General features: G+C 69.4%; 12 protein-coding genes and 1 tRNA gene. 9 read left to right on the forward strand and 4 right to left on the reverse strand.

Annotation, left to right across the window (positions count from 1 at the left end; translation table 11 throughout):
• The 4 genes from ACX80N_RS13040 (at position 1) to ACX80N_RS13055 (ending at position 7,200) form a co-directional block, all read left to right on the forward strand.
• The gene (locus tag ACX80N_RS13040) at positions 1-2,112 is read left to right on the forward strand and encodes a helix-turn-helix transcriptional regulator (protein ID WP_459339736.1); all 2,112 of its coding nucleotides are present in this window, start codon (positions 1-3) and stop codon (positions 2,110-2,112) included.
• 117 nt (positions 2,113-2,229) lie between these two features.
• Complete coding sequence (locus ACX80N_RS13045) at positions 2,230-3,627, forward strand: IniB N-terminal domain-containing protein (protein ID WP_459339737.1); 1,398 nt, start codon at positions 2,230-2,232, stop codon at positions 3,625-3,627.
• Between the two features lie 112 nt (positions 3,628-3,739).
• On the forward strand, positions 3,740-5,710 hold the full coding sequence (locus ACX80N_RS13050; RefSeq protein ID WP_459339738.1) for a dynamin family protein: 1,971 nt from the start codon (positions 3,740-3,742) through the stop codon (positions 5,708-5,710).
• The gene (locus ACX80N_RS13055) at positions 5,707-7,200 is read left to right on the forward strand and encodes a dynamin family protein (RefSeq protein WP_459339739.1); all 1,494 of its coding nucleotides are present in this window, start codon (positions 5,707-5,709) and stop codon (positions 7,198-7,200) included. The genes ACX80N_RS13050 and ACX80N_RS13055 overlap by 4 nt, the downstream gene beginning before the upstream one ends.
• Before the next feature lie 200 nt (positions 7,201-7,400).
• On the opposite strand, the gene ACX80N_RS13060 is transcribed toward ACX80N_RS13055, so the two are convergent.
• The gene (locus ACX80N_RS13060; protein ID WP_459339740.1) at positions 7,401-7,883 is read right to left on the reverse strand and encodes a hypothetical protein; all 483 of its coding nucleotides are present in this window, start codon (positions 7,881-7,883) and stop codon (positions 7,401-7,403) included.
• Between the two features lie 294 nt (positions 7,884-8,177).
• The gene (locus ACX80N_RS13065) at positions 8,178-9,002 is read right to left on the reverse strand and encodes a DUF559 domain-containing protein (protein WP_459339741.1); all 825 of its coding nucleotides are present in this window, start codon (positions 9,000-9,002) and stop codon (positions 8,178-8,180) included.
• Between the two features lie 529 nt (positions 9,003-9,531).
• Here ACX80N_RS13065 and ACX80N_RS13070 point away from each other — a divergent pair.
• The 5 genes from ACX80N_RS13070 to ACX80N_RS13090 all read left to right on the forward strand — a co-directional run bounded on the left by ACX80N_RS13070 (position 9,532) and on the right by ACX80N_RS13090 (position 17,774).
• Positions 9,532-9,603 (forward strand) — tRNA-Gln (locus tag ACX80N_RS13070).
• Between the two features lie 71 nt (positions 9,604-9,674).
• Positions 9,675-11,192 (forward strand): bifunctional UDP-N-acetylglucosamine diphosphorylase/glucosamine-1-phosphate N-acetyltransferase GlmU, encoded by a 1,518-nt coding sequence (gene glmU, locus ACX80N_RS13075; RefSeq protein ID WP_459339742.1) that lies wholly within the window; start codon positions 9,675-9,677, stop codon positions 11,190-11,192.
• On the forward strand, positions 11,189-12,169 hold the full coding sequence (locus ACX80N_RS13080; protein ID WP_105031403.1) for a ribose-phosphate diphosphokinase: 981 nt from the start codon (positions 11,189-11,191) through the stop codon (positions 12,167-12,169). The genes glmU and ACX80N_RS13080 overlap by 4 nt, the downstream gene beginning before the upstream one ends.
• Before the next feature lie 275 nt (positions 12,170-12,444).
• On the forward strand, positions 12,445-15,066 hold the full coding sequence (locus tag ACX80N_RS13085; RefSeq protein WP_459339743.1) for a LuxR C-terminal-related transcriptional regulator: 2,622 nt from the start codon (positions 12,445-12,447) through the stop codon (positions 15,064-15,066).
• Between the two features lie 29 nt (positions 15,067-15,095).
• Positions 15,096-17,774 carry a helix-turn-helix transcriptional regulator gene (locus ACX80N_RS13090; RefSeq protein WP_459339744.1) on the forward strand — a complete coding sequence of 893 codons (2,679 nt, stop codon included), beginning with the start codon at positions 15,096-15,098 and terminating at the stop codon, positions 17,772-17,774.
• A 367-nt stretch (positions 17,775-18,141) separates the two neighbouring features.
• On the opposite strand, the gene ACX80N_RS13095 is transcribed toward ACX80N_RS13090, so the two are convergent.
• Both ACX80N_RS13095 and ACX80N_RS13100 read right to left on the reverse strand, forming a co-directional pair.
• On the reverse strand, positions 18,142-18,801 hold the full coding sequence (locus tag ACX80N_RS13095; protein WP_459339745.1) for an LPXTG cell wall anchor domain-containing protein: 660 nt from the start codon (positions 18,799-18,801) through the stop codon (positions 18,142-18,144).
• Positions 18,802-19,091: 290 nt separating this feature from the next.
• Positions 19,092-20,936, reverse strand: a complete 1,845-nt coding sequence (locus ACX80N_RS13100; protein WP_459339746.1) for a DUF4012 domain-containing protein — start codon at positions 20,934-20,936, stop codon at positions 19,092-19,094.
• Positions 20,937-20,999: the final 63 nt, after the last annotated feature.

Here is a 20,999-nt window from a genome sequence, read left to right on the forward strand (position 1 = left end):
ATGGCGGCTCACTTCCTGGAGACAGGAGTGCGCCCGGGGCCCGGGAACCACGCGCCGGAGATGGACGCGGCGACGTACGAGGTGGTCCTCGCCCTGTGCGTCGGGTTCTCGATCCCGGGACTCCTCCCGCCACTGCTGCACAGCACCGGTGAGGCGCCCGAGCAGATCCTGGCCCGCGCCAGGACCGCCGGCCTGGTGGAGGCCGACGGGCGGCCCTCTGCCCAGTTGCGGGCCGCCCTGCTGGAGGACGCCGAGATCTACCAGGTGCGGCGGTTGCGGCGCGCCCTGGTGGACCTGTACTGCGCGGAGGGCCTTCCCCTCGGCCGGCTCGCCCGTCAGCTCGCCGCGGACGGGTTCGTGGACACGCGGTTGGCCGCCGTCCTCGACGAGGAGGGCACGGCCCTGCTCGGAACCGATCCCGGTAGTGCACGGGAACTGCTGGACCTCGCCGTGGCTGCCGGCGCCGACGCGCTGCGCACCGCGCCCCGGCAGGCCGAAGCGGCCCTGGGCGTCGGCGACCTCGACGGCGCCTCCCGGATCCTGGAGACCTACTTCGAGCGCCACTCCGCCGATCCCGGGACCGTGCTCCCGGACACCGGACGGGCCGTCCGGGTGTCCTGCGCACTGTGGGCACACCGGGGGATGATGTCGCGCGCCGCGGACGTCCAGCGCTGGGCGGCGACGCTCGGCCCGCAGGGGCTCGAACCCCTCGGCGCACTGGCGCTGCTGGCGGCGGGCGATGCCGCCGGAGCGCGTTCGCTCCTCGAGGGCCGGTCCCGGGTCCCGAGCCCGTCGCTACAGGACGTCTCGAACACGCTGATGGCCGAGGGTGCCCTGCTGTCGCTCGGCCCCGACCCCTCCAGTGCCTTGCCGAAGCTCATCCGCGCATCCGACACCCTCGATTCGACAGGGCGGATCTCCCCGGCGCCCGAGCTCCCCGCGGGTCTCGCGGCGATCGTCGGGCTCCTGGCCGGCAACCCGCAGACATCACTGTCCCTGATCCAGGCGGCACTGGCGAGCGGTCAGGGGGGACAGGGGATGCGGCCCCACCTGTACCTGCTGGGTGGATGGGCGGCCATGCTCCTCGACCAGCCCGCCATGGCGCGCAGCTTCGTCACCGAGACGGGGCGGACCGGCATGCGGCTTGCTCCCCGCGACGAGCTGCTCCTGCAGACACTGGAGGTGGGACTGGCACGCCGTGCCGGTGACGCGCCGGCGCTGGTGCGAGCCTGGGAGAGGGCCCACGCCGCCCTGCTGCACGTGTCGGTGGATCTGCTGACAGTCCTCCCGCTCACCGAACTCGTCATCGCGGCCGCACGCCTCCGGGACGCCCCGGCCCTCAAGCCGCACCTCGAGGAGGCATGGCACCTCCTGGAGGATCTCGGGCATCCGCCGCTGTGGTCCGTCCCCCTGCACTGGTCGGCCGCCCAGGCCGCCCTCCTGCTCGAGCGCCCGGACGACCTGGGTCCGCACGCCGCGGCCCTGGTCCGGCAGGCATCCGGGTATCCGCTCGCCGCCACCTTCGCAGTGGCGGGCAAGGCGTGGGTCTCGGTCCTGGCAGGGCACTTCGACCCCGATGCCATCGAGGGGGCGGCACGGGGGCTCGCCGCCGGAGGGTTCCCGTGGGAAGGCGCTCGACTGGCCGGCCACGCGTCGGCCCGGGCCGCGGACCGGAAGGAGATGACCCGGCTGCTGTCGCTTGCCCGCGACCTGCGGCCTGCCCGCGAGCGGCCGGTCCGTTCCGACACACGGTCCCTCCGCGACGTGCCCGCGAAGCAGCCGGACACCGGCCGCCGTCCGGTCGGTCCGCAGGCCCGGGCGGTCCGTACCGGCGCTGTGCCGAGGGCCGGCGGGTTGGCGCTGAGCGGGCGCGAGCGGGAGATCGCCTCGCTGGTGCTACTCGGCCGGACCTACCGGGAGATCAGCGAGGAGATCTTCATCTCGCCGCGCACCGTGGAGCACCACGTGGCGCGCATCCGGCGACGCCTCGGGGCGTCGTCGCGTTCCGAGCTGCTGGAGCGGCTGCGCCTCGCCCTCGAACCGGTGGCCGGCAGCACCGCGTCCGCAGGGTCCCCCGTCCAAACCCCTAACGGGAACAGGTGGACCCCCTAACGATCGATCGGGGTTAGGGGTGCAACTACCGATGCCGGGCCTTCCCCTCCGCTCCTACGTTTGAAACAAGCCAGGCAGTGACGCCGGCGAATCACACCAACGATGAAGGAATATCCCATGGCAACTCTTGCTTCAGATCTCCTCGACTTCCTGATGAACCTGTTCAACGACCAGGAGGCGGCGAGCGAGTTCATCAGCGACCCGGAGACCGCCCTGGCCAACGCCGGCCTCGGCGGCGTGTGCATGGACGACGTCGACGCCGTCATGCCCGTGGTCCTCGACTACGCACCGGTCAGCTTCGGTGGCGGCAACAGCAGCTCGTTCGACCGCAACTACGACACGGGCCGCAACTCCTCCGGCGATGTGGCACCGGGTGGCGGTGGCGGCGGCGCCGCAGTGACCCCGCCCCCCAGTGGCGGCAACGGCGGCAACGGCGGCAATGGGGGCAACGGCGGTAACGGTGGCGACGGCGGTCCCAGCACCGGCGGCGGTGGCGGTGCCAGCACCGGTGGGGACGACACGGATCACGGCAATGCGGTCCAGCAGCTCATGCACGTCGTCAACAACTACTCCTACACCTCGTCCGTGGACGACCGCGACACCATCACCGACCAGTCGGTGAACCAGAACATCTGGGCCAACGGTGACGTCAGCCAGATGTTCGACAACGACGCCTTCGTCGCTTCGGGCAACGGTGCGGTCGCAGCGAACGGGGACGCCCGGGTGGACAACTCGGTGGACAACTCCGACGACCACTCGGTGGACAACTCCACCAACGTCAACGCGGGCGGATCGGCGACGGTCGGGATCGGCAATGTCGAGGACTCGTACAACGACAACTCCGACAACTCGGACAATTCCGACAACTCCGACAACTCCGACAACTCGGACAACTCCGACAACTCGGTGAACACGGACATCGATGTCGACATCGAGGACTCGCTGAACGACAACTCGGACAACTCGGTCGAGGACTCCTACAACGACAACTCGGACAACTCGGACAACTCGGACAACTCCGTGGACACGGACACCGACATCGACGTCGAGATCGAGGACTCCCTGAACACCGACAACTCCGACAACTCCGACAACTCGGACAATTCGGACAACTCGGTCAACACGGACAACTCCATCGATGCGGACGTCGAGGTGGAGGACTCCTTCAACACCGACAACTCCATCGATGCCGATGTCGAGATCGAGGACTCCTTCAACGACAACTCCGACAACTCGACCACCACGGACAACTCGATCGACGCGGACGTCGAGGTGGAGGACTCGTTCAACGACAACTCGACCACCACCGACGTGTACGTCGAGGACTCGTTCACCTCGGACAGCTCGACCACCACGGATGTCGTGGTGGACGTCGCGGACTCGTTCAACGACACGGCGGTCCTCACGGACAACTCCCAGAGCGCCTACACCGAGATCGACGATTCCGCGTTCTTCGTGGACAACGAGGTCGACGTCGATGCGGAGCTCACCGTCGAGGACGGCGCCGGCTCCTAGCGGCTGGGTACGGTCCAACTGAAGTAACTGCATCACCGGGAAGGCCCAGCGGGAGTACGCTCCCGTTGGGCCTTCCCTACGGTCTCATTCGAAGCGCATCGAGGAGTTTTCCATGGATGATCTCGTTCCACTGGTGAAGAGCGGCCTGGGTCTGGTGGGCGAGGGGGACCGCTCCGATCTCCGCCAGCGGCTGGAGCAGACCCTGGCCCGCCTGGCGAACCCCGATGTGCGGGTGATCGTGGTGGGCGAGTTCAAGCAGGGCAAGAGCAAGCTCATCAACGCGCTGGTCAACGCGCCGGTGTGCCCGGTCGATGACGACATCGCCACCTCGGTGCCCACGGTGGTCCGCTTCGGTGACCCGGCTTCAGCGGCAGTGCTGGTCCCACGGACCGCCGACAGCCCCGCAGCCGATGGCTCCGCGTTCGAGCGGCGCCCCGTGGCACTGCAGGACGTGGCGTCGTTCGTCTCGGAGCGGGGGAACCCCTCGAACCAGCAGGGCCTCGCGTCCGCCGAGGTGCTCCTGCCCCGCCGGGTCCTGGCCGACGGCCTCTCGGTCATCGATTCCCCAGGTGTCGGCGGGCTCGAATCGGCCCACGCACTCACCACCCTGACCGCCCTGCCCACCGCCGACGCCATGATCCTCGTGTCCGACGCCTCCCAGGAGTACACCGAACCCGAGCTGCGGTTCCTCAAGCAGGCGCAGCGGATCGTCCCCAACGTCGGGTGCGTGCTGTCCAAGACGGACCTCTACCCGCAGTGGCGCACGGTCGCCGACCTCGACGCCGCGCACCTCGCCTCCGCCGGCGTCGGGACCATCCCGCTCATCCCGGTGTCCTCGGACCTCCGCCTCGTCGCCGCGCAGACCAACGACGCCGAGCTGAACCGGGAGTCCGGTTTCCCGGAGCTCGTCGCGTACCTCCGCACCGACGTCGTCGGCAAGGCGCAGGCCTTGCGCCGGCGGTCCGTGGCCTCGGACCTGCTGTCCGTCACCGAGCACCTGCGCCTGTCAGTGATCTCCGAGCTCTCGGCGCTCCAGAATCCCGAGGGGGTCCCGGTACTCCTGGCCGAGCTCGAGGAGGCGAAGGAGAAGGCCGACCAGCAGCGCAAACGCTCGTCGCGCTGGCAGACCACGCTCAACGACGGCGCGTCTGACCTCATCGCGGACATGGAGCACGATCTGCGCGACAGGCTCCGGTCCATCCAGCGCGAGGCGGAGATCGCCATCGACGCCGGCGATCCCGGGCCCATCTGGGACCAGTTCGCGGAGTGGCTGGAACAGCGGGTGGCCTCGGCGGTCTCGGACACGTTCGTGTGGACGAGCGAGCGCTCGCAGTGGCTCGCCGAGCAGGTGGCCGAGCTGTTCGCCCTCGACGAGGTGCCCCTGCCCGTGCTGGAGGTCTCCAGCACCGACGGCGTCCTGGCGCCCGTCGAGGAGATCCCGTTCCTCGATCCGGGCAAGGTCAGCCCGGCGGGGAAGGTGCTGATCGGCATGCGCGGGTCCTACGGCGGTGTGCTGATGTTCGGCCTGCTCACCGGGATCATCGGCATGTCGCTCATCAACCCGCTCTCGGTGGGTGCCGGGCTGCTGCTGGGACGGAAGGCGTACCGCGAGGACAAGGAAGCGCGGCTCAAGCGACGCCAGAACGACGCCAAGAACCTCGTCCGGCGGCAGATGGACGACGTCGTCTTCCAGGTGGGCAAGCAGCTCAAGGACCGGCTGCGCCTGGTCCAGCGCGAGATCCGCGACCACTTCGGGGACATCGCGGAGGAACACCACCGCTCACTCGCCGACTCGGTGACCGCCGCCCAGCGCTCGGCGTCGACCTACAAGCAGCAGCGGGACGGGCGCGTCACCGAGCTGAAGGCCCAGCTGGCCAGGATCGACCAGGTGAACGCACAGGCCAAGCGGCTCCTGCCCAGGGTCGCGGGGACCACAGCCCAGGACGGCGGGGTCCAGGTGTCCGAGGTCGAGGGTGGATCACAGGGGCCCGCTGTCCAGGGGGCAGGAACCGGCACGCCCGACGCCGCGGCTCCCGCGGCCGGTGGCAGTCCGCGTCACGCGAAGGCGGCGGCGGGCGCGTGACGGACACCAGCACGGTCGAGGGCCTCCTCCGCGAGGCCCTCGAGGTGTACGACGACGAGCCCGCGGTGCGCGCCGACCTCGAGACCTACGCCCGAAGACTGAGGGAACCGTTGCGGGTGGCGGTCGCGGGCATGGTCAAGGCGGGCAAGTCCACCCTGCTCAACGCGATCATCGGCGAGGAGATCGCGCCCACCGGCACGGGGGAGTGCACCCGCATCATCACCTGGTACCGGTACGCCCCGACGCCCAGGATCACCGTGCATCCCCTGGAGGGTGAGCCGCGACTGCTTCCGCTCACCCGGGAGCAGGGGCGGCTCGTGCTCGACCTCGGAGGACAGCCGGCCCACGAGGTGGAGCGGATCGTGGTCGAGTGGCCCGCGCAGAACCTGCGCGCCATGACGCTCATCGACACCCCGGGCATCGCCTCCCTCTCGGAGGAGGTGTCCGAGCGCAGCACCCAGTTCCTCACCCCTGAGGACACCCCGTCCGAGGCCGACGCCGTCATCTACCTCATGCGTCACCTCCACGGCTCCGACGTGAAGTTCCTCGAGGCCTTCCGCGACACGAGTGCCGCGAGCTCGGGGACGGTCAACGCGCTGGCGGTGCTGTCGAGGGCGGACGAGGTGGGCGCAGGGCGTATCGACTCGCTGATCTCGGCCTCACGCATCGCCGACCGCTACCGGGCCGATCCGTCGCTGCGGTCCCTCGTGCTGGACGTCCTGCCGATGGCGGGCCTGCTCGCCCAGAGCTCCCGGACCCTGCGGCAGGCGGAGTACGAGGCCTTCGTGGCCCTGGCCGCGCTCGAACGGACGGAGCGGGAACGCATGCTGCTGTCCGCCGACCGGTTCGCCACCGGCTGCACAGCCCTGGGCCTGCCAGCGGAGGACGGGCGGCAGCTGCTCGAGCGTTTCGGACTGTTCGGGGTCCGGCTGGGCGCCGCCCTGGTGCGGGGTGGGGCCGGCAACGCCACGGCGCTGGCGCACGACCTCGCACGGCGCAGCGGGCTCGACCTCCTGCTGGCCCTCGTCACGAAGCAGTTCGACGCACGGTCAGCCACGCTGAGGACCAGGACAGCGCTCACCGGCCTGGAGGCGCTGGTGCGCAGCCACCCGAGGTCCGAGGCTGCCGGGCTCCTGGCAGGCATCGAGCGGGTCCGGGCGAATGCGCACGAGATCGACGAACTGCGCCTGCTGTCGGCGTTGCGCTCGGGCCAGGTGCCCCTGCCGTCGTCGGCCGCGCACGACGCCGAGCGCCTCGTGGGCGGGTCGGGGGTCGCCCCGGCGGAACGACTGGCCCTTCCAGCGGATATCGGGCCCGACGACGTGCGTGCGGCGGCGCTCGCGGAGCTCCAGCGGTGGCGCGTGCTCACCGAGAACCCGCTCCTGGACAGGGGCGCCCTGGAGGCCTGTCACGTCGTGACGCGGTCCTGCGAGGAACTCGTGGCGCGGGCGGGCGCTGCCGGGCAGGGTCGCGAGCTGGCGAACCACTGACCGACGTCGGGTTCGGCCGGCTCGAGCTGCGCTCGTCAGGTCGTGCCCGAACCGGTTGCCGAGCGGGCGGCCCCGTTCGTGAGGGGTGCGCCGACCGGCGGTCAATGCATCAGGTTGAGGTGTCCTGAACCAGCGCGAGACCGGCCGTGGGGCCACTGCACTAGGGAGTGTCGCCCGGACCGGTGCGAGGCCGGTCGGGGTCACTGGACCAGGTGGGGTCCCTTGAACCAGCGCGAGACCGGCGGCAGCAGCGTCAGCACCAGCGCGAGGAACGCGAGGGCGAGCTGCAGGACGGCCAGCTGGGGCACCGACTGGAATCCGCCGGCGTCGGTCTCTAGGAACGCCTGGACGAGGAGCACAGCGCCGGCATCGAGGACGAGGATCGTCGCGAGGGTCCAGCGGATCCAGCCACGTCCGCGGAGCAGCGGCGGAACCAGCAGCGCCGTGATCAGCAGCACCGCGGCGAACACCCCGAGGGTGCCCCAGAAGGCGATCAGGGCTACCTGCTCGGCGTCCTCCACGGCTGCCTGGCTGTCGATGGTCAACGCGGTGTCCTGCAGGTCCGTCAGAAGGTTCTCCCGGTCGAGGACGGCCAGGACGATCGCCGCCACTCCGGCCAACACTCCGAGCAGCCACAGACCGCCGGCTATCCGGAGCAGTCGGGGCGGCTCCTGCTTCACCATGTTGGGAGGCGGGACCGCGTTGGACATCTCTGGCCGGGGAGGACGCATGGTCGCTAATCTAGCCCTGCCGTGCGCGGCCCACAACGCTTCCACGGTGAGGCGGCCGGATCCGGTGCGCCCGCCGGCCGGGCGCCGACGGAGACACGACGCGGGCGTCGTGCTTCCTTTCTCAGGCTGTCGGGGACCTGCGGCATCCGTCGTTCCAGGTTGTGGGCACAGCTACCAGCGTCCGCGGGTGGACCACGGGTCCGTTCCGCGAACGACGGCCCAGAAGTCAGGAACGATGGAGGGTCGTCACCGGACCCGAGGACCGGCGAGGACCTTCAGCACCAGGGCAAGAAGCTCCTGGGGATAGAACATGACGTCCTCGTAGGTGAAGCGGAGGACGGTGTACCCCGAGGCGACGGCCGCGTTGTTCCTCAGCCTGTCGCGCCGGAACGATCGCCGGTCGGAGTGGTAGGCCGCACCGTCGATCTCGACCACCAGGAAGCCCTCGACGAGGAAGTCCACTCGGCCTACCCCTGGGATCTGCACCTGTGGGCGGACCTGGAGGCCCGCGCCCCGGAGGAGCAACCGTGCGACGACCTCGATCGCCGAATCCGCCGAGCACTCGACCTTCGCCAACGCGGCGCGTGCCTTCCCATTCCGGCGACCCCGTAGCCGCGCCTCGAGGACACCGCTGTCCAGGCGCCCGAGCCTCAGAGCACACTCGACCATGGCGACCGACTCCTCCTCGGGCCGGCACTGCAGCACGTGCACCAGCACATCGGCGAGCCCGACCACCGGAAGACGCTCATGCGCGGCCACTGACCGGGACCAATGGTTCACGCAGTCGGCGGCAGTCCTCTCCAGCCGACTCAGGTGCACCTCCTCCGGCTCGCGGACCCGCCACAGTCCGTAGTAGGTCGCAGCCGAGATGCAGGTGAGCCGGGCGTGCTCACGGACGGCTGTGACCAATTCGGGTGGGGTGTCCGGCAGTGCCAGCACTCCTCGGCGGATGCGCAGGGCGCGGCCGTCGTCCACCCCACGGTTGATCTCCCATTGGCTGACCCCTCGTGAGCGCAGGACGTGGGTGGGTGCCGCCCCTCCGAGAAATGCCAGCGTTGTTTCCAGAGTCACCCCCGCAGTAGATGCCGGTTCTGTCAGAGGCGGGGCCCGATAGCGCCGCATGTGAACACGCGGGGCTGAGCAGGGACTGGGCATCGGTGCCCGGTCCAGCAGCCACCGTCGTTCCATGCTTGCGACCACCTGAGTGCGTGCCGCACAGGAACCATGCGGGACGCCGGGCCGGTGCGGCGTAAGAAGCTGGAACGACGGCGAGTGACGGCAAGCCGACGGCGGTGGGGGGACGGAGGGCGACGAGGCGACGAAGAGCCGACCAGACATCGGTCCTCCTGCTGCGCAGCGACCGTCGTTCCATGTTGTCGATCACCCGAGTGCGTGCCACACCGGAAACAAGCGGGACGCCCGGCCGGTCCGGCGCAAAAAGGAGGAACGACGGCGAGTGGTGGCGGGGCGACGGCGGCAGGGTGCAGGCGAGTGGCGGCAAGCCGGCGGGGAGTGGCGGCCGGGTCGCCCCCTCCTCCCCGGCATGGCAAACTAGTACACCGTGCGTACATGCTCCGCCGGCGGCTGGGCGTGCTCGCGGTCCGCCCTGGTGTAACGGCAGCACCCCAGCCTTTGGAGCTGTGGAGTATAGGTTCGAATCCTATGGGCGGAACAGGGACAGTCCTCGGCCGATCGGGTCAGGATCCCGGACCGCCGGTCGGCTAAAGCTAGGAGCGCTTCTTCATGAGCAACCAAGACGGATCGATCGCCGCTGCACACACGCAGGAAGCGCAGGCAGCGCCCGCCGCGGTGATCGTCCTCGCCGCCGGCGCGGGCACCCGGATGAAGTCCCGTACCCCCAAGATCCTGCACGCCATCGGCGGCCTGTCCATGATCGGCCACGCGCTGCATGCCGCCCGCGGCGTGAACCCCCGCGAGCTCGCCGTCGTCGTCCGCCACGAGCGTGACCGCGTCGCCGAGCACGTGGCCGTCCTCGACGCGGACACCGTCCTCGTGGACCAGGACGACGTCCCCGGTACCGGCCGCGCCGTGCAGGTGGCCCTCGAGGCACTCGACGCACGCGCCCAGGAGCAGCTGACCGGCACCATCGTGGTGACGTACGGCGACGTCCCCCTGCTGACGCCCGAGACCCTGACCGAACTCGTCGCGGTCCACCAGGGCGACGGCAACGCAGTCTCCGTCCTCACCGCCGTCCTGGACGACCCCACGGGTTACGGCCGCATCCAGCGGCACGACGACGGCACCGTGGTGGCGATCGTCGAGCACAAGGACGCCTCGCCCCAGCAGCATGCCATCCGGGAGGTCAACTCCGGCATCTACGCGTTCGACGCCGCCGTCCTGAGGGACGCCCTGACCCACGTGGACACCGCCAACGCCCAGGGCGAGATGTACCTCACGGACGTCGTCGCGATCGCCCGTGCAGGAGGAGGGCGCGTCGCCGCCGTCGTCCTCGCGGACCGCTGGCAGGTGGAGGGCGCCAACGACCGCGTGCAGCTGTCCGCGCTCGGCGCCGAACTGAACCGCCGCGTCGTGGAGGGGTGGATGCGTGCGGGCGTGACCGTCGTGGACCCGGCCACCACGTGGATCGACTCCACCGTGGTCCTCGAGGAGGACGTCACGCTGCTGCCCAACACGCAGCTGCACGGCGGCACCCGGATCGCGAGGGACGCCGTCGTCGGACCCGACACCACCCTCACCGACGTCACGGTCGGCGAGGCCGCCCACGTGGTGCGCACGCACGGCAGCGGCTCCCGTATCGGCGCCGGTGCCAGCGTGGGCCCCTTCACCTACCTCCGCCCGGGTACCGTCCTGGGCGAGGAGGGCAAGATCGGCGCGTTCTACGAGACCAAGAACGTGACGATCGGCCGCGGCTCCAAGCTCTCCCATCTGGGCTACGCGGGCGACGCCGAGATCGGCGAGTACACCAACATCGGCTGCGGCAACATCACGGCCAACTACGACGGCGTCAACAAGCACCGCACCACCATCGGCTCGCACGTGCGCACCAGCTCCAACACGGTCTTCGTGGCCCCGGTGACCGTGGGCGACGGCGCCTACACCGGCGCGGGCGCGGTGGTCCGCAAGGACGTGCCCGCCGGCTCCCTCGCCCTGAGCGTCGCGCCCCAGCGGAACATCGACGGCTGGGTCTCCAAGAAGCGCCCGGACTCCGCGGCAGCAGCAGCCGCCTCCCAGAGCACCACCCCCGACGGCACAACCACAGAAGAGAGCACCCACGCATGAGCGAGATCACCGCACGCGGCGAGAAGAAACTCGTCCTCGCCTCCGGACGTGCGCACCCCGAACTGGCCGAGGAGATCGCGCAGTGGCTCGGCACCGAGCTCCTGCCGGTGTCCGCCTACGACTTCGCCAACGGTGAGATCTACGTGCGCTCGGGGGAGAGCGTGCGCGGGACGGACGTCTTCGTCATCCAGGCGCACCCTGCTCCGCTGAACAACTGGCTCATGGAGCAGCTGATCATGGTGGACTCCCTCAAGCGTGCCTCGGCCAAGCGCATCACCGTGGTCTCGCCGTTCTACCCGTACGCGCGCCAGGACAAGAAGGGCCGCGGCCGCGAGCCCATCTCCGCGCGCCTCGTGGCCGACCTCTACAAGACCGCCGGCGCCAACCGGCTCATGTCCGTGGACCTGCACACCTCGCAGATCCAGGGCTTCTTCGACGGGCCCGTGGACCACCTGATGGCCATCCCGCTCCTGGCGGACTACATCAGGTCACGGGTCGACGCCGACAACGTCACCGTGGTCTCCCCGGACACCGGGCGCGTGCGCGTCGCGGAGCAGTGGGCCGAGCGCCTCGGCGGCGCACCGCTGGCCTTCGTGCACAAGAGCCGCGACCTCACGGTGCCCAACCAGGCGGTCTCCAAGCAGGTGGTGGGCCAGGTGGAGGGGCGAACCTGCGTGCTCATCGACGATATGATCGACACCGGCGGAACGATCTCCGGTGCCGTGCAGGTGCTGAAGAACGCCGGCGCCAAGGACGTCATCATCGCGGCGACGCACGCGGTCTTCTCGGACCCGGCGGCCCGTCGCCTCGCCGAATCGGGTGCCCGCGAGGTGGTGGTCACCAATACGCTGCCCATCCCGTCGGAGAAGCGCTTCCCGCAGCTGACGGTGCTGTCCATCGCGCCACTGATCGCCCGCGCGATCCGCGAGGTGTTCGACGACGGCTCGGTCACCAGCCTGTTCGACGGCAACGCCTGACAGAAGGCCACATGAGAGGCGAGTAGTGTAGCACTCGCATGGCAGGTAATAATTGCGGGATTCGCAAGTACCCTTACCGGAACTACTCGGGTGTAATGCGAGTAGGTGGCGTGGAACTCCAGTAAGTGCTACTCGTGTAGGCGGTGGGCAGCCTTCCTAGGCTCATGGGGAACCACACATTCTTCGAATCCAGGAAGTAGTCCGATGGATCTGCATCTCCTTGGCATCACGATCACCCCGCCACTCCGCCCCGCCGACCGCACCGCGGTGCTGCCATGAGCCGGCTGGCAGAGGCTCCGTTCTTCGTCGGCCGCGAGGACGTCGTCGCCGCGGTCGAGGAGGCCCTGCTCTCCGCCGGATCGGTCGGGGCAGTGCTGGTGGGCGACGCGGGCGTCGGCAAGACCGCCATCATGCAGCAGGCGCTGACGTCCCAGGCCGCGGAGCTGCTCGTCATCCGCATCCGGGGCTCCAAGGGCTCCAGCCACCAGGCGTTCCGCCCGGTGAACTTCCTGCTCTCGGAGCTCGAGGCGGACGTGGTGGACCACCCCGTGATGGTGCTGCAGGCCGTCGCCGAACTGCTGAACTTCCAGGCACGCGGACGCCGCGTGGTCCTGGCCGTGGACAACATCGAGTACCTCGATGCGTCCTCCGCGGCCCTGATCACGCAGCTGGTGCTCAACGGCACCGCCAGCGTGATGCTGACCTCGCAGGACTTCACCGCCGCCGACCCCATGTTCGCCTCGCTCTGGCGTGAGGGCTCCCTGAGGCGCTTCGACCTCGCGCCCTTCACCACCGCCGAGGCCCGGGCCTTCCTCGAGGCCGAGCTCGAGGGGCCGGTCAGCGTGGAGTGTGTCCACCTGCTCCTCAAGATGAGCGGCGGCAACGCACGCTTCCTGCAGGCCGCAACCCGGGCCTTGCGCGGACGGCGGATCGTCCAGCAGGACGGCACCTGGGTGCTCCTGCCCGGCACCACCCCCGTGCCCACCGAGATCGCCGAGGCAGCCCTCGCCCTCGTGGACGGGCTCCCGAGTGCGGAGCGCGACGTCGCCCACACCCTGGCCCTCGCCGGCCGGCTTCCCCTGGCCAGTGCGCACGGCCTCGCCGGCAGCGCCGCCATGGACAGCCTGCAGTCCGCCGGGCTGGTCGCCGTCCGGCACGGCATGCAGGAGTACGCGGAACTCGCCAACGCCGTCCTGGCGGAGGGTGCCGCCGAGTCCCTCTCCGTGCAGCGCTCCCGTGAGCTGTACGAGCGGCTGGCCGGGGACACCACCCTGATGGACGCCCTCGACCCCGAGCGGCACGCCCGCTGGTTGCTCCGCTGCCATGAGTCCGTCCCCACCGGACTGTGCCTCGCCGCCGCGCGGTCGGCACGCAATGCCGGCCGGTACTGTGACGCCGTCCAGTTCACCGAGACCCACGAACTCCACCGCTCCTCGGCGGCCGTCGCGGCCGAACGCGTCTGGGCGCTCACCGACGCCGGCCGGTTCGAGGACGCGGCGAACGCCCTCTCGCTCGCCGCGCCGCTGCTGGAGAAGGCGGCGCCGGCCGACGCCGTGCAGCTCCACCTGGCCGACGCCGTCCTGCGCAACTTCCTGGGCCTCACCGGCGAGGAACCCCTCGGGCAGGCCGAGGAGCTCGTCGGCGCGCTGGAGGACGGCGAGGAGCGGGCCGCGCTGCACGCCGACATCGTGATGACCCGGGCAGACCTGGCCTCGCTGGACGGCGAGTTCGCGCGTTCCCGTGACCTGGTGCTGTCCCTGCAGGGGGCGTCCTACCCCCTCGGCCTGGACCAGAAGATCCGCACGGACGTGCTCCTGTGCGAGGCGTGGGCCATGCTGGAGAGCCAGCTCGACGCCCTCCAGCTCGCCGACGACATCGCCGACAGGCTGCGCCACGACACCGTGAGCCACCGCACGCGGGAAGTGGCGTACCTCCGCCTCGCCATCGTCTACAGCGCCTCCGGGAGCTGGGCCGGCGGTGCGCGGCGCCTCGGGCTCGACGTCGGGGACAGCGAGGTGGCGCACCGCGGGTCCGCCGTGCAGCTCTCCCTGGGACTCGTCCTCACCCGCTACGGGCAGCCCGAGGACGCCCTGGGGCTCCTCACCCCGGCGTTCCGCCAGCTCCGGGTCAGCGATCCCCACCGCCTCCTGCCGGTCGCCGCCGCGGCGATCGCCTACTGCCACACCATGTCCCGCAACGTCCAGGACGCCATCCCGTTCCTCGTGCACGCGGAACCCGCCCCGGGCGTGCCCTGGACGGTGCGCCGGATGGCGGCCCAGCTGCAGCTCTCCAGCCTCGGGCTGCGGGAGGCGAAGGCCACCGCCGCCCAGCAGCTGCAGGTCCTGGGACAGCGGGACCGGGAGCGTGGAGCCTCGCTCTTCGAGCTGTCCGCGTTCACGAGCGCGGTACGCCTCGGCAACACCGGAGCGCTCGCCGAGCTGTCCGACGTCGCCGCCCGGGTACAGGGGCCGTTCGCCCGCCTCAGCGAGATGTTCGCGAAGGGCATCGGCTACCGGGACGCGGAGGTCCTGCTGCAGGCCATGGAGCTGGCGGCGGCAGGCGGCGACCAGAACTTCGGGCGCGACGCCGCGCGGTCCGCCCTGAACGCGGCCCAGGCCCTGGGCAACAAGTCCACGGTGCGCGAGGTGCAGCAGCGGGCACGGCAGGTCCTCGTCATCGAGACGGCCGGCGGTCCCATGTCGCAGCTGGACAGTCTCACGCCGCGTGAGAGCGAGATCGCGCAGCTAGCCGCGGGCGGGTACGCCAACCGGGAGATCGCCGAGATCATGTGCGTCTCCGTGCGCACCATCGAGGGTCACCTGTACCAGATCTACTCGAAGCTGCACGTCTCCTCCCGGTTGCAGCTGGCCGAACTCCTACCCACCCCGCTGCAGTGATCCCCCGTGAGGACGGCCAGGTTCCGCTTGTGGGTGTCGAGCGGATCCTGGGTGCGATCGTCCATACCCTGACCCACCCGGACCTGCACGGCGCGCTCGTCATCGGCGAGACCGGTGTGGGCAAGAGCGCCGTGGCCCGGCGCCTGGTGCCGATCATCGACGGTCACCACAAGCGGAGCTTCGTGATCCGAGCCACCGAGGGCCTCGCCGAGGTGCCCTACGGGGCGCTCGGCGCGTACCTCTCGCACGCCACGCCGCAGGCGCTCGAGTCGTCCCTGTCCGTCCTCCGGATCCTCGTCGCATACCTGCGGGAGGCGTCCCAGGGGCGTGACGCCGTGGTGGTGGTCGACGACGCCCAGTTCCTCGACGACGACAGCAGCCACATCCTCACCCAGCTGGTGATCTCCCGGACCATCAAGGTGGTCCTCTTCTCCAACGGGATCCCGCCCCGCTCGGGCGAGCTGTTCTCCCTCTATACGGACGGCTTCATCAGCCGCGTGGACATCACGGGCCTCACCGACACCGACGCCGGCAGGCTGTGCGAAGCGGTGCTGGGTGGGCCGATGACCCGGGGGGCGGAGGCCTACTTCGCCCGCCAGAGCGCCGGGAATCCCCTCATGCTGCGGGCCCTGCTCAACCATTCCTCCGCCACGGGCGAGCTCGTCCTGCGCGACGGCGTGTGGTGCCTCTCCGGTCGCTTCCACCCGCCCGGCCCGCCGCTGATGGATCTCGCCAAGACGCTGCTCCAGGGGCTCAGCGAGCAGGAACGCAGCGCGTTCGAGGCCGTCGCCCTCAGCGGCGGGCTGAGCCCGTCGAGGCTGGCGCGGATCGAGGAGGACGTCGTGGCCCAGCAGCTCCTGCGCCGCGGGCTGCTGCGCAATCCGGGCGCACCCACCGACCCGCTGCGGGTCACTCATCCCATGATGACGCGCGTCATGCGGGCGCTGGTCCCGGCCGGCAGGAGTGCGGAGCTGCGCCGCCAGGTCTTCGACGAGGACGTGGTGCTGCCCGCCCTCCAGGACGGGCGCATCGAATACCTGAACTGGGCGCTCGACGCCGGTGTGGCGGTCCCGGCCCCGGTCCTGCTGGACGCCGCCAGGATCGCGGCCTACGTCTCACGGCCGGAATCCGCGCTGCGGTTCGCAGGGGCCGCGCGCATCGAGGCGGGTGACGCCGCCGCGACGGTCGAGGAGGCGCGGGTTCGGGTGGTCCTGGGGGAGTATGCGGTGGCCATCGCGATGCTCGACCAGGTGCTGGCCGGTCCGGCCGCGGAGGCCACTCTGGTGGAGGCCGCGGACCTCAAGGCGCTCGCCTGCGTGCGGCGTGGCGATGCCCCCGGCATGGTGCACGCCATCGCGGACGCCTGCGCGGAACGTCTCTACGCCGCCCCATCGGGAGCGGACCAGGCTGAGGAGACGACGGCGGAAGGCGCGGAGGCCGCCCGGGAGGACCTGAGGCTGCTGCACGTGCTCGGTTGGGTCCTCGAAGGGCAGCTCGCCGCCGCCGGCGGAGAGCTGGATGCCCTCGACCGCTCGGTGTCCTTCGCGGACCAACCGCCCGCCGCCCACATACCCGTGCTGGTGTCCACATTCCGCGGCGTCATCGAGGGAGCGCATGGAGCGTGGGATTCCGCCCTTGCAGAACTGAGGTCGGCCCTCGACGAGGTCAACCGTTCCCGTGGGAGTCTCGAGCACCTCCGGGCGCCCGTCGTGGCCCAGTACGCCAGTGCGCTCGTCCATTCGGGTGACTACTCCACGGCCACGCAGGTTTTGGACGAGTACCGCGGGCAACCCCTCGTCGATCTCAGCTACCTCAGCGGCGCGCTACCCACACTGCAGGCCTTCCTGGAGGTCCGCCGTGGCCGGTTCCGCACGGCGCTGCGTATCCTCGAGCCCGCCCTCGCGGCACTGCGTCAGACGGACACGGAGATGCTGCTGCCGTATGCGCTCGGCGTCGCCGCCTGGGCCGCGCACTCGGTGGGGGAGAAGGACGCCGCGCGCGGCTTCGAGCAGGAGTTCAGCGCCGTGGCGACCACCGGCAGCCGCGCGCAGCTGGTGCTCGGCCGTGCATTCCTCGCCGCTGCCACATCCAATGGTGCAGAGACGGGCCGCGACCTGACCGCGCTCCACGACGTCGCCGATGCCGCCGAGTCCGCTCCCTTCCCCGCATGCGAGAAGGACGTCCTGGAGCTCCTGTTGGAACTCGGGGACACCGCGAGCGCGTGGCGTCTCGCCGAGCTCGCCGATACCTTCGAGGGTGCGGAGGCGCAGGTCCTCTCGCAATACGCACACGCGCTGACCGCCGCGGATCCGGATGCCCTGCTCACAGCCGCGGACAAGGCCGAGGGCATCCAGAAGATGCCGCTCGCGGCGGACGCCTCGGCCAGGGCGATGCGCCTGTACGCGGAGAAGGGGGATGTGAGGGCGCGGCGGGTGGCCCTGCGCGCCATGCGCCGGCGGCAATCCCTCCTGGAGGGGATGCCCGTTCACGAGGAGGGAGATCTCCGCAGTGCGCACGAGCTGACGTCCCGTGAACGCGAGATCGCGAAGCTCGCCGCGGAGGGGGCAACCAACCGGTCGATCGCGCGGATTCTCGTCCTGTCGACGCGGACGGTCGAGGGGCATCTGTACCGGATCTACGGGAAGCTCGGCATCACCACACGGGAGGAACTGGCCGCCGAATTCGCCGGGGACCAGGAGCAACGGTGACACCCGACGGGATAGCAAGTAGTCGGGGGGTGGAGGGCAGGTACTTCAACCGGGCTACGCAGGTAATCGCGGCGGAAAAGCGAGTTATCCGTACTGGTGGTGAGGTCCGCGCGAGTCCGTAATGTTGCATTCGTTGGGCAGGAATGCTCCAGCAGAAGGGCTGGTGCCCTCACCCGAGTGAAGGCGGGTCCCGGAACCGGGGCCAGCGGCATAGGAGTCTTCTTGAGACCGAGATTCCGTCCCCAGCTGCCGCTGGCCCCTTTTCTCCGGATTCAGGGCAACCTGACCGAAGCTTGATGGAGTACTACGACGCCGGGCCGGAGCAATTGCTCCGGCCCGGCCTCGTACTACCCGAAACTACGGGTTGTTACGCCTCGGCGGAGCGGCGGCGTGCAACAACGATGCTGCCGGCGCCCAGGCCGAGGGCGCCGATACCCGCTGCGCCCCAGAGGACCATGGCGGAATCGATACCGGTGTTGGCGAGGCCGCCCTTGGTCGCGGTGGTGCCCGTGGTGGTTCCACCGGAGGTGCCCGTGGTGCCGCCCGTCGTACCGCCGGTGGTTCCCGTGCTGGTCGCGTAGTCGGAGTCGACGACGACGGTCTGCGAGATCGGAGCGGGGGAGCCGTCGACGGCAGCCGCGGTCAGCGTGTAGACGCCCTCTTCCGTCAGCGTGACGGTGGTGGAGAAGTTGCCATTGCCATCGGCGTACTTGATCTCGTCGAGGATGATCTGGTTGAGCACAATGAGGCCGCCGCGGGCGGAGGCAGCTCCACCGGCGCCGAAGCCGGCAGCCGACGGGGTGGCATTGGTGCGGTCCACGGTGAAGCGGATCGCCTCATTGGGATCGAAGACGCCGCCGGTGACGCTGAAGACCACCGCTTCGCCCGGAGCGATGGTTCCATCGCTGACGGTGGCGCTATCAGCGCCGCCGTAGCGGGCGTCGTTCAGGGTGTTGGCCTGCGCCGCACCTGCTCCAAGGAGTGTGATAGATCCGGCGATGGCCAGGATAGAGGCGGTCTTGCGCATGGTGGCTCCCCAAAAGAAAGAAAAGTGAGACGGGTAAAAATCTAGCGAAGTGCTCGGGCGATCGTTCCCCAACTGCCCTGAGTCAACTTCCCACACCCTATAGCAATTACGCGGGCTACTCGAATCTTGCGTATTTACTACGTAAAGCGGGAAGTACCTCTACTCAGAAGGTAGCAACAAGAAGCAAGTAGGGGAAGGGATGAGGGGTCAAATCGGGCGATGTAACCCACTGTTAACCTGGAGCTCGCTCACTCCCGCTCAGGTGGGCGGATTGCACCACCCAAGGTGCTTCAGGCACAAGACAGCGTTCCGTCGGTCGCCAGTACCACGTCAGCACGATCCTGAATGGTTGGAGTGACGTCCAGAACCGGCTCAGTTTCCTGCACCACCTTGGAGAAGTCGATTTCCAGGGTCGCGGTCTCGGCGGGGCCGAGATCTGTCGTGAGGATGCCCACGGGCCGGTTGCCGTGCGCGAAGGACCCCAGAGGCACATCGGTGCCGTCGATTCGCGCCTCCTGCAGGCGCGCCTGTGCTGGGCCGTAGCTGACAGTGTTGGTCTTCACTCGCCCACGCTCTACGCCGGAAGCACCGGCGCCAAGAACATAGTTTGGCATGCTGATATCTGCATCGGCCGGTGCGGTGTTGGTGAGCGTCACCCTGACCGTATACAGCGAGTACCCGTCCCCGGTGCAACTCCTCACGAGTTGCACCGTGCGGCGCATGTAGTAGTCCATCTTCGCTTCGGTGGCGTCATTGAAGTACACGCCGAACGCGGCTCCACCCACGGTGGGACCGAGGGCGGCTCCAGCGAGGTGGGTCTGGGCCAGGAGTTCCTGCTCCTCCGACGATGCCGACCAGAGATACAGGCGTTCCTGCTGTGCGCTGGTGACCAGCGCTTCGACGAGCTGGGTGCCGTCCCCTTGTACATCGGTCAAGGCCCCGAACACCTTTCCGGCGACGGCCGCGAAGTACGCGTCCTGCAGGGATGGCTCCTCGATCTGGGCATAGACATCCGAGAGAAGGGTCGGCACAACATTGGTAGCGTCGAGCGCGGTGGGCAACCGGGTTTGCGCCAGGAGGGCGTCGACCGCAGGATCGCCGAACTCACCGAGCTCCACCGGGCCGGTGGCCTTCAGAATGTTGGCCAGCACCACGGGATCGATGGCGATCACCCCGTCGATGCGGGAGTCCGGGTGGCGGTCCTGCCACATCCGTTGCGCCGTGGACGCAGCAGTAGGGAAGTCTGGTGTGAGGTTGACGCTCTGCATGAAGGCGCCCATGCGATAGGAGAAGATCTGCTCCTGCTCCGCATCCACAGCGAGCGGAGGAGAGAATCTTCCTAGATCGGTAGCGCTGCCCTGATCGGTCAGGGAGATTCGTCCGTCCTCGACAGTGAGTACCGCAAGCGCTCCCGGGATGCCGCCCGTTGCCCTGACTTCCGCGCTGTTCTGCACCAGCACCAGGTAGTTGCGGGAACCATCGGCACCCAGCATGGAGGGAAGAAGTTGCCCGGCGCGGGAGGCGTCGTTGATAGGCCCGCGCACTTCGTCGAGCGCCGCGACGGCGTCCTGCAGCGGACCGGCGATCTGCGGCAGCAACTCCTCCTGATCAATTCCCTCAAGGCGGCCGTAGGAAAGGTCCACCGTCTTGGCTGCTGCCGCCAGCGTTGGAGCGATATCTGCGAGGGGAGCTGTATCGATGCGTCCGTCGGTAGGGGTTAGGGTCTTCCAATCCAGAGCGGCAAACTTGTCGACCATAGGAGCGACCGCGCGATTCACCACGTCATCGGCGGACACCGTCACTTCGGAGACCGCGCTGAAGTTCTGCCCAATGAACGGGATCAGTCCTGCCGCTGTCCATAAAGGATCCGTGCCGGCGTCGCGAGCGGCAGTTGTTCGACGTTGCAGTTCGTTTGTCGTCTCGTTCGCGGCGGGAAGGTCACGTGTGGTCACCTGCTCCTGCAAGGTCGGAATGAGCGCCATCGCCGACTCAAGGTTCTGCTTGACCTGAACAGCCCGGAACGCGAGCCATCCTCCGCACACGGCGAGAATAAGAAGGGCGATACCCGCGCCCAGCAGAACACGTCGCATCAAGGACCTACCGCGAGCGTGCGAACTCTGGGTGTGGGTGCTCATAGGGTCTACTGGTCCTGCTGCCGTGCCGCTACTCGGTGTCACTCAGGGTCCTATCGGGTGGCG

It is taken from the genome of Arthrobacter sp. MDT2-16 (assembly GCF_054510925.1).

What these genes read in the sequence shown, in the direction of transcription:
- ACX80N_RS13040 (WP_459339736.1), top strand. Translation starts at nt 1, where the DNA reads ATGGCGGCTCACTTCCTGGAGACAGGAGTGCGCCCGGGGCCCGGGAAC.
- ACX80N_RS13045 (WP_459339737.1), top strand. Translation starts at nt 2,230, where the DNA reads ATGGCAACTCTTGCTTCAGATCTCCTCGACTTCCTGATGAACCTGTTC.
- ACX80N_RS13050 (WP_459339738.1), top strand. Translation starts at nt 3,740, where the DNA reads ATGGATGATCTCGTTCCACTGGTGAAGAGCGGCCTGGGTCTGGTGGGC.
- ACX80N_RS13060 (WP_459339740.1), bottom strand. Translation starts at nt 7,883, where the DNA reads ATGGTGAAGCAGGAGCCGCCCCGACTGCTCCGGATAGCCGGCGGTCTG.
- glmU (WP_459339742.1), top strand. Translation starts at nt 9,675, where the DNA reads ATGAGCAACCAAGACGGATCGATCGCCGCTGCACACACGCAGGAAGCG.
- ACX80N_RS13080 (WP_105031403.1), top strand. Translation starts at nt 11,189, where the DNA reads ATGAGCGAGATCACCGCACGCGGCGAGAAGAAACTCGTCCTCGCCTCC.
- ACX80N_RS13085 (WP_459339743.1), top strand. Translation starts at nt 12,445, where the DNA reads ATGAGCCGGCTGGCAGAGGCTCCGTTCTTCGTCGGCCGCGAGGACGTC.
- ACX80N_RS13095 (WP_459339745.1), bottom strand. Translation starts at nt 18,801, where the DNA reads ATGCGCAAGACCGCCTCTATCCTGGCCATCGCCGGATCTATCACACTC.
- ACX80N_RS13100 (WP_459339746.1), bottom strand. Translation starts at nt 20,936, where the DNA reads ATGAGCACCCACACCCAGAGTTCGCACGCTCGCGGTAGGTCCTTGATG.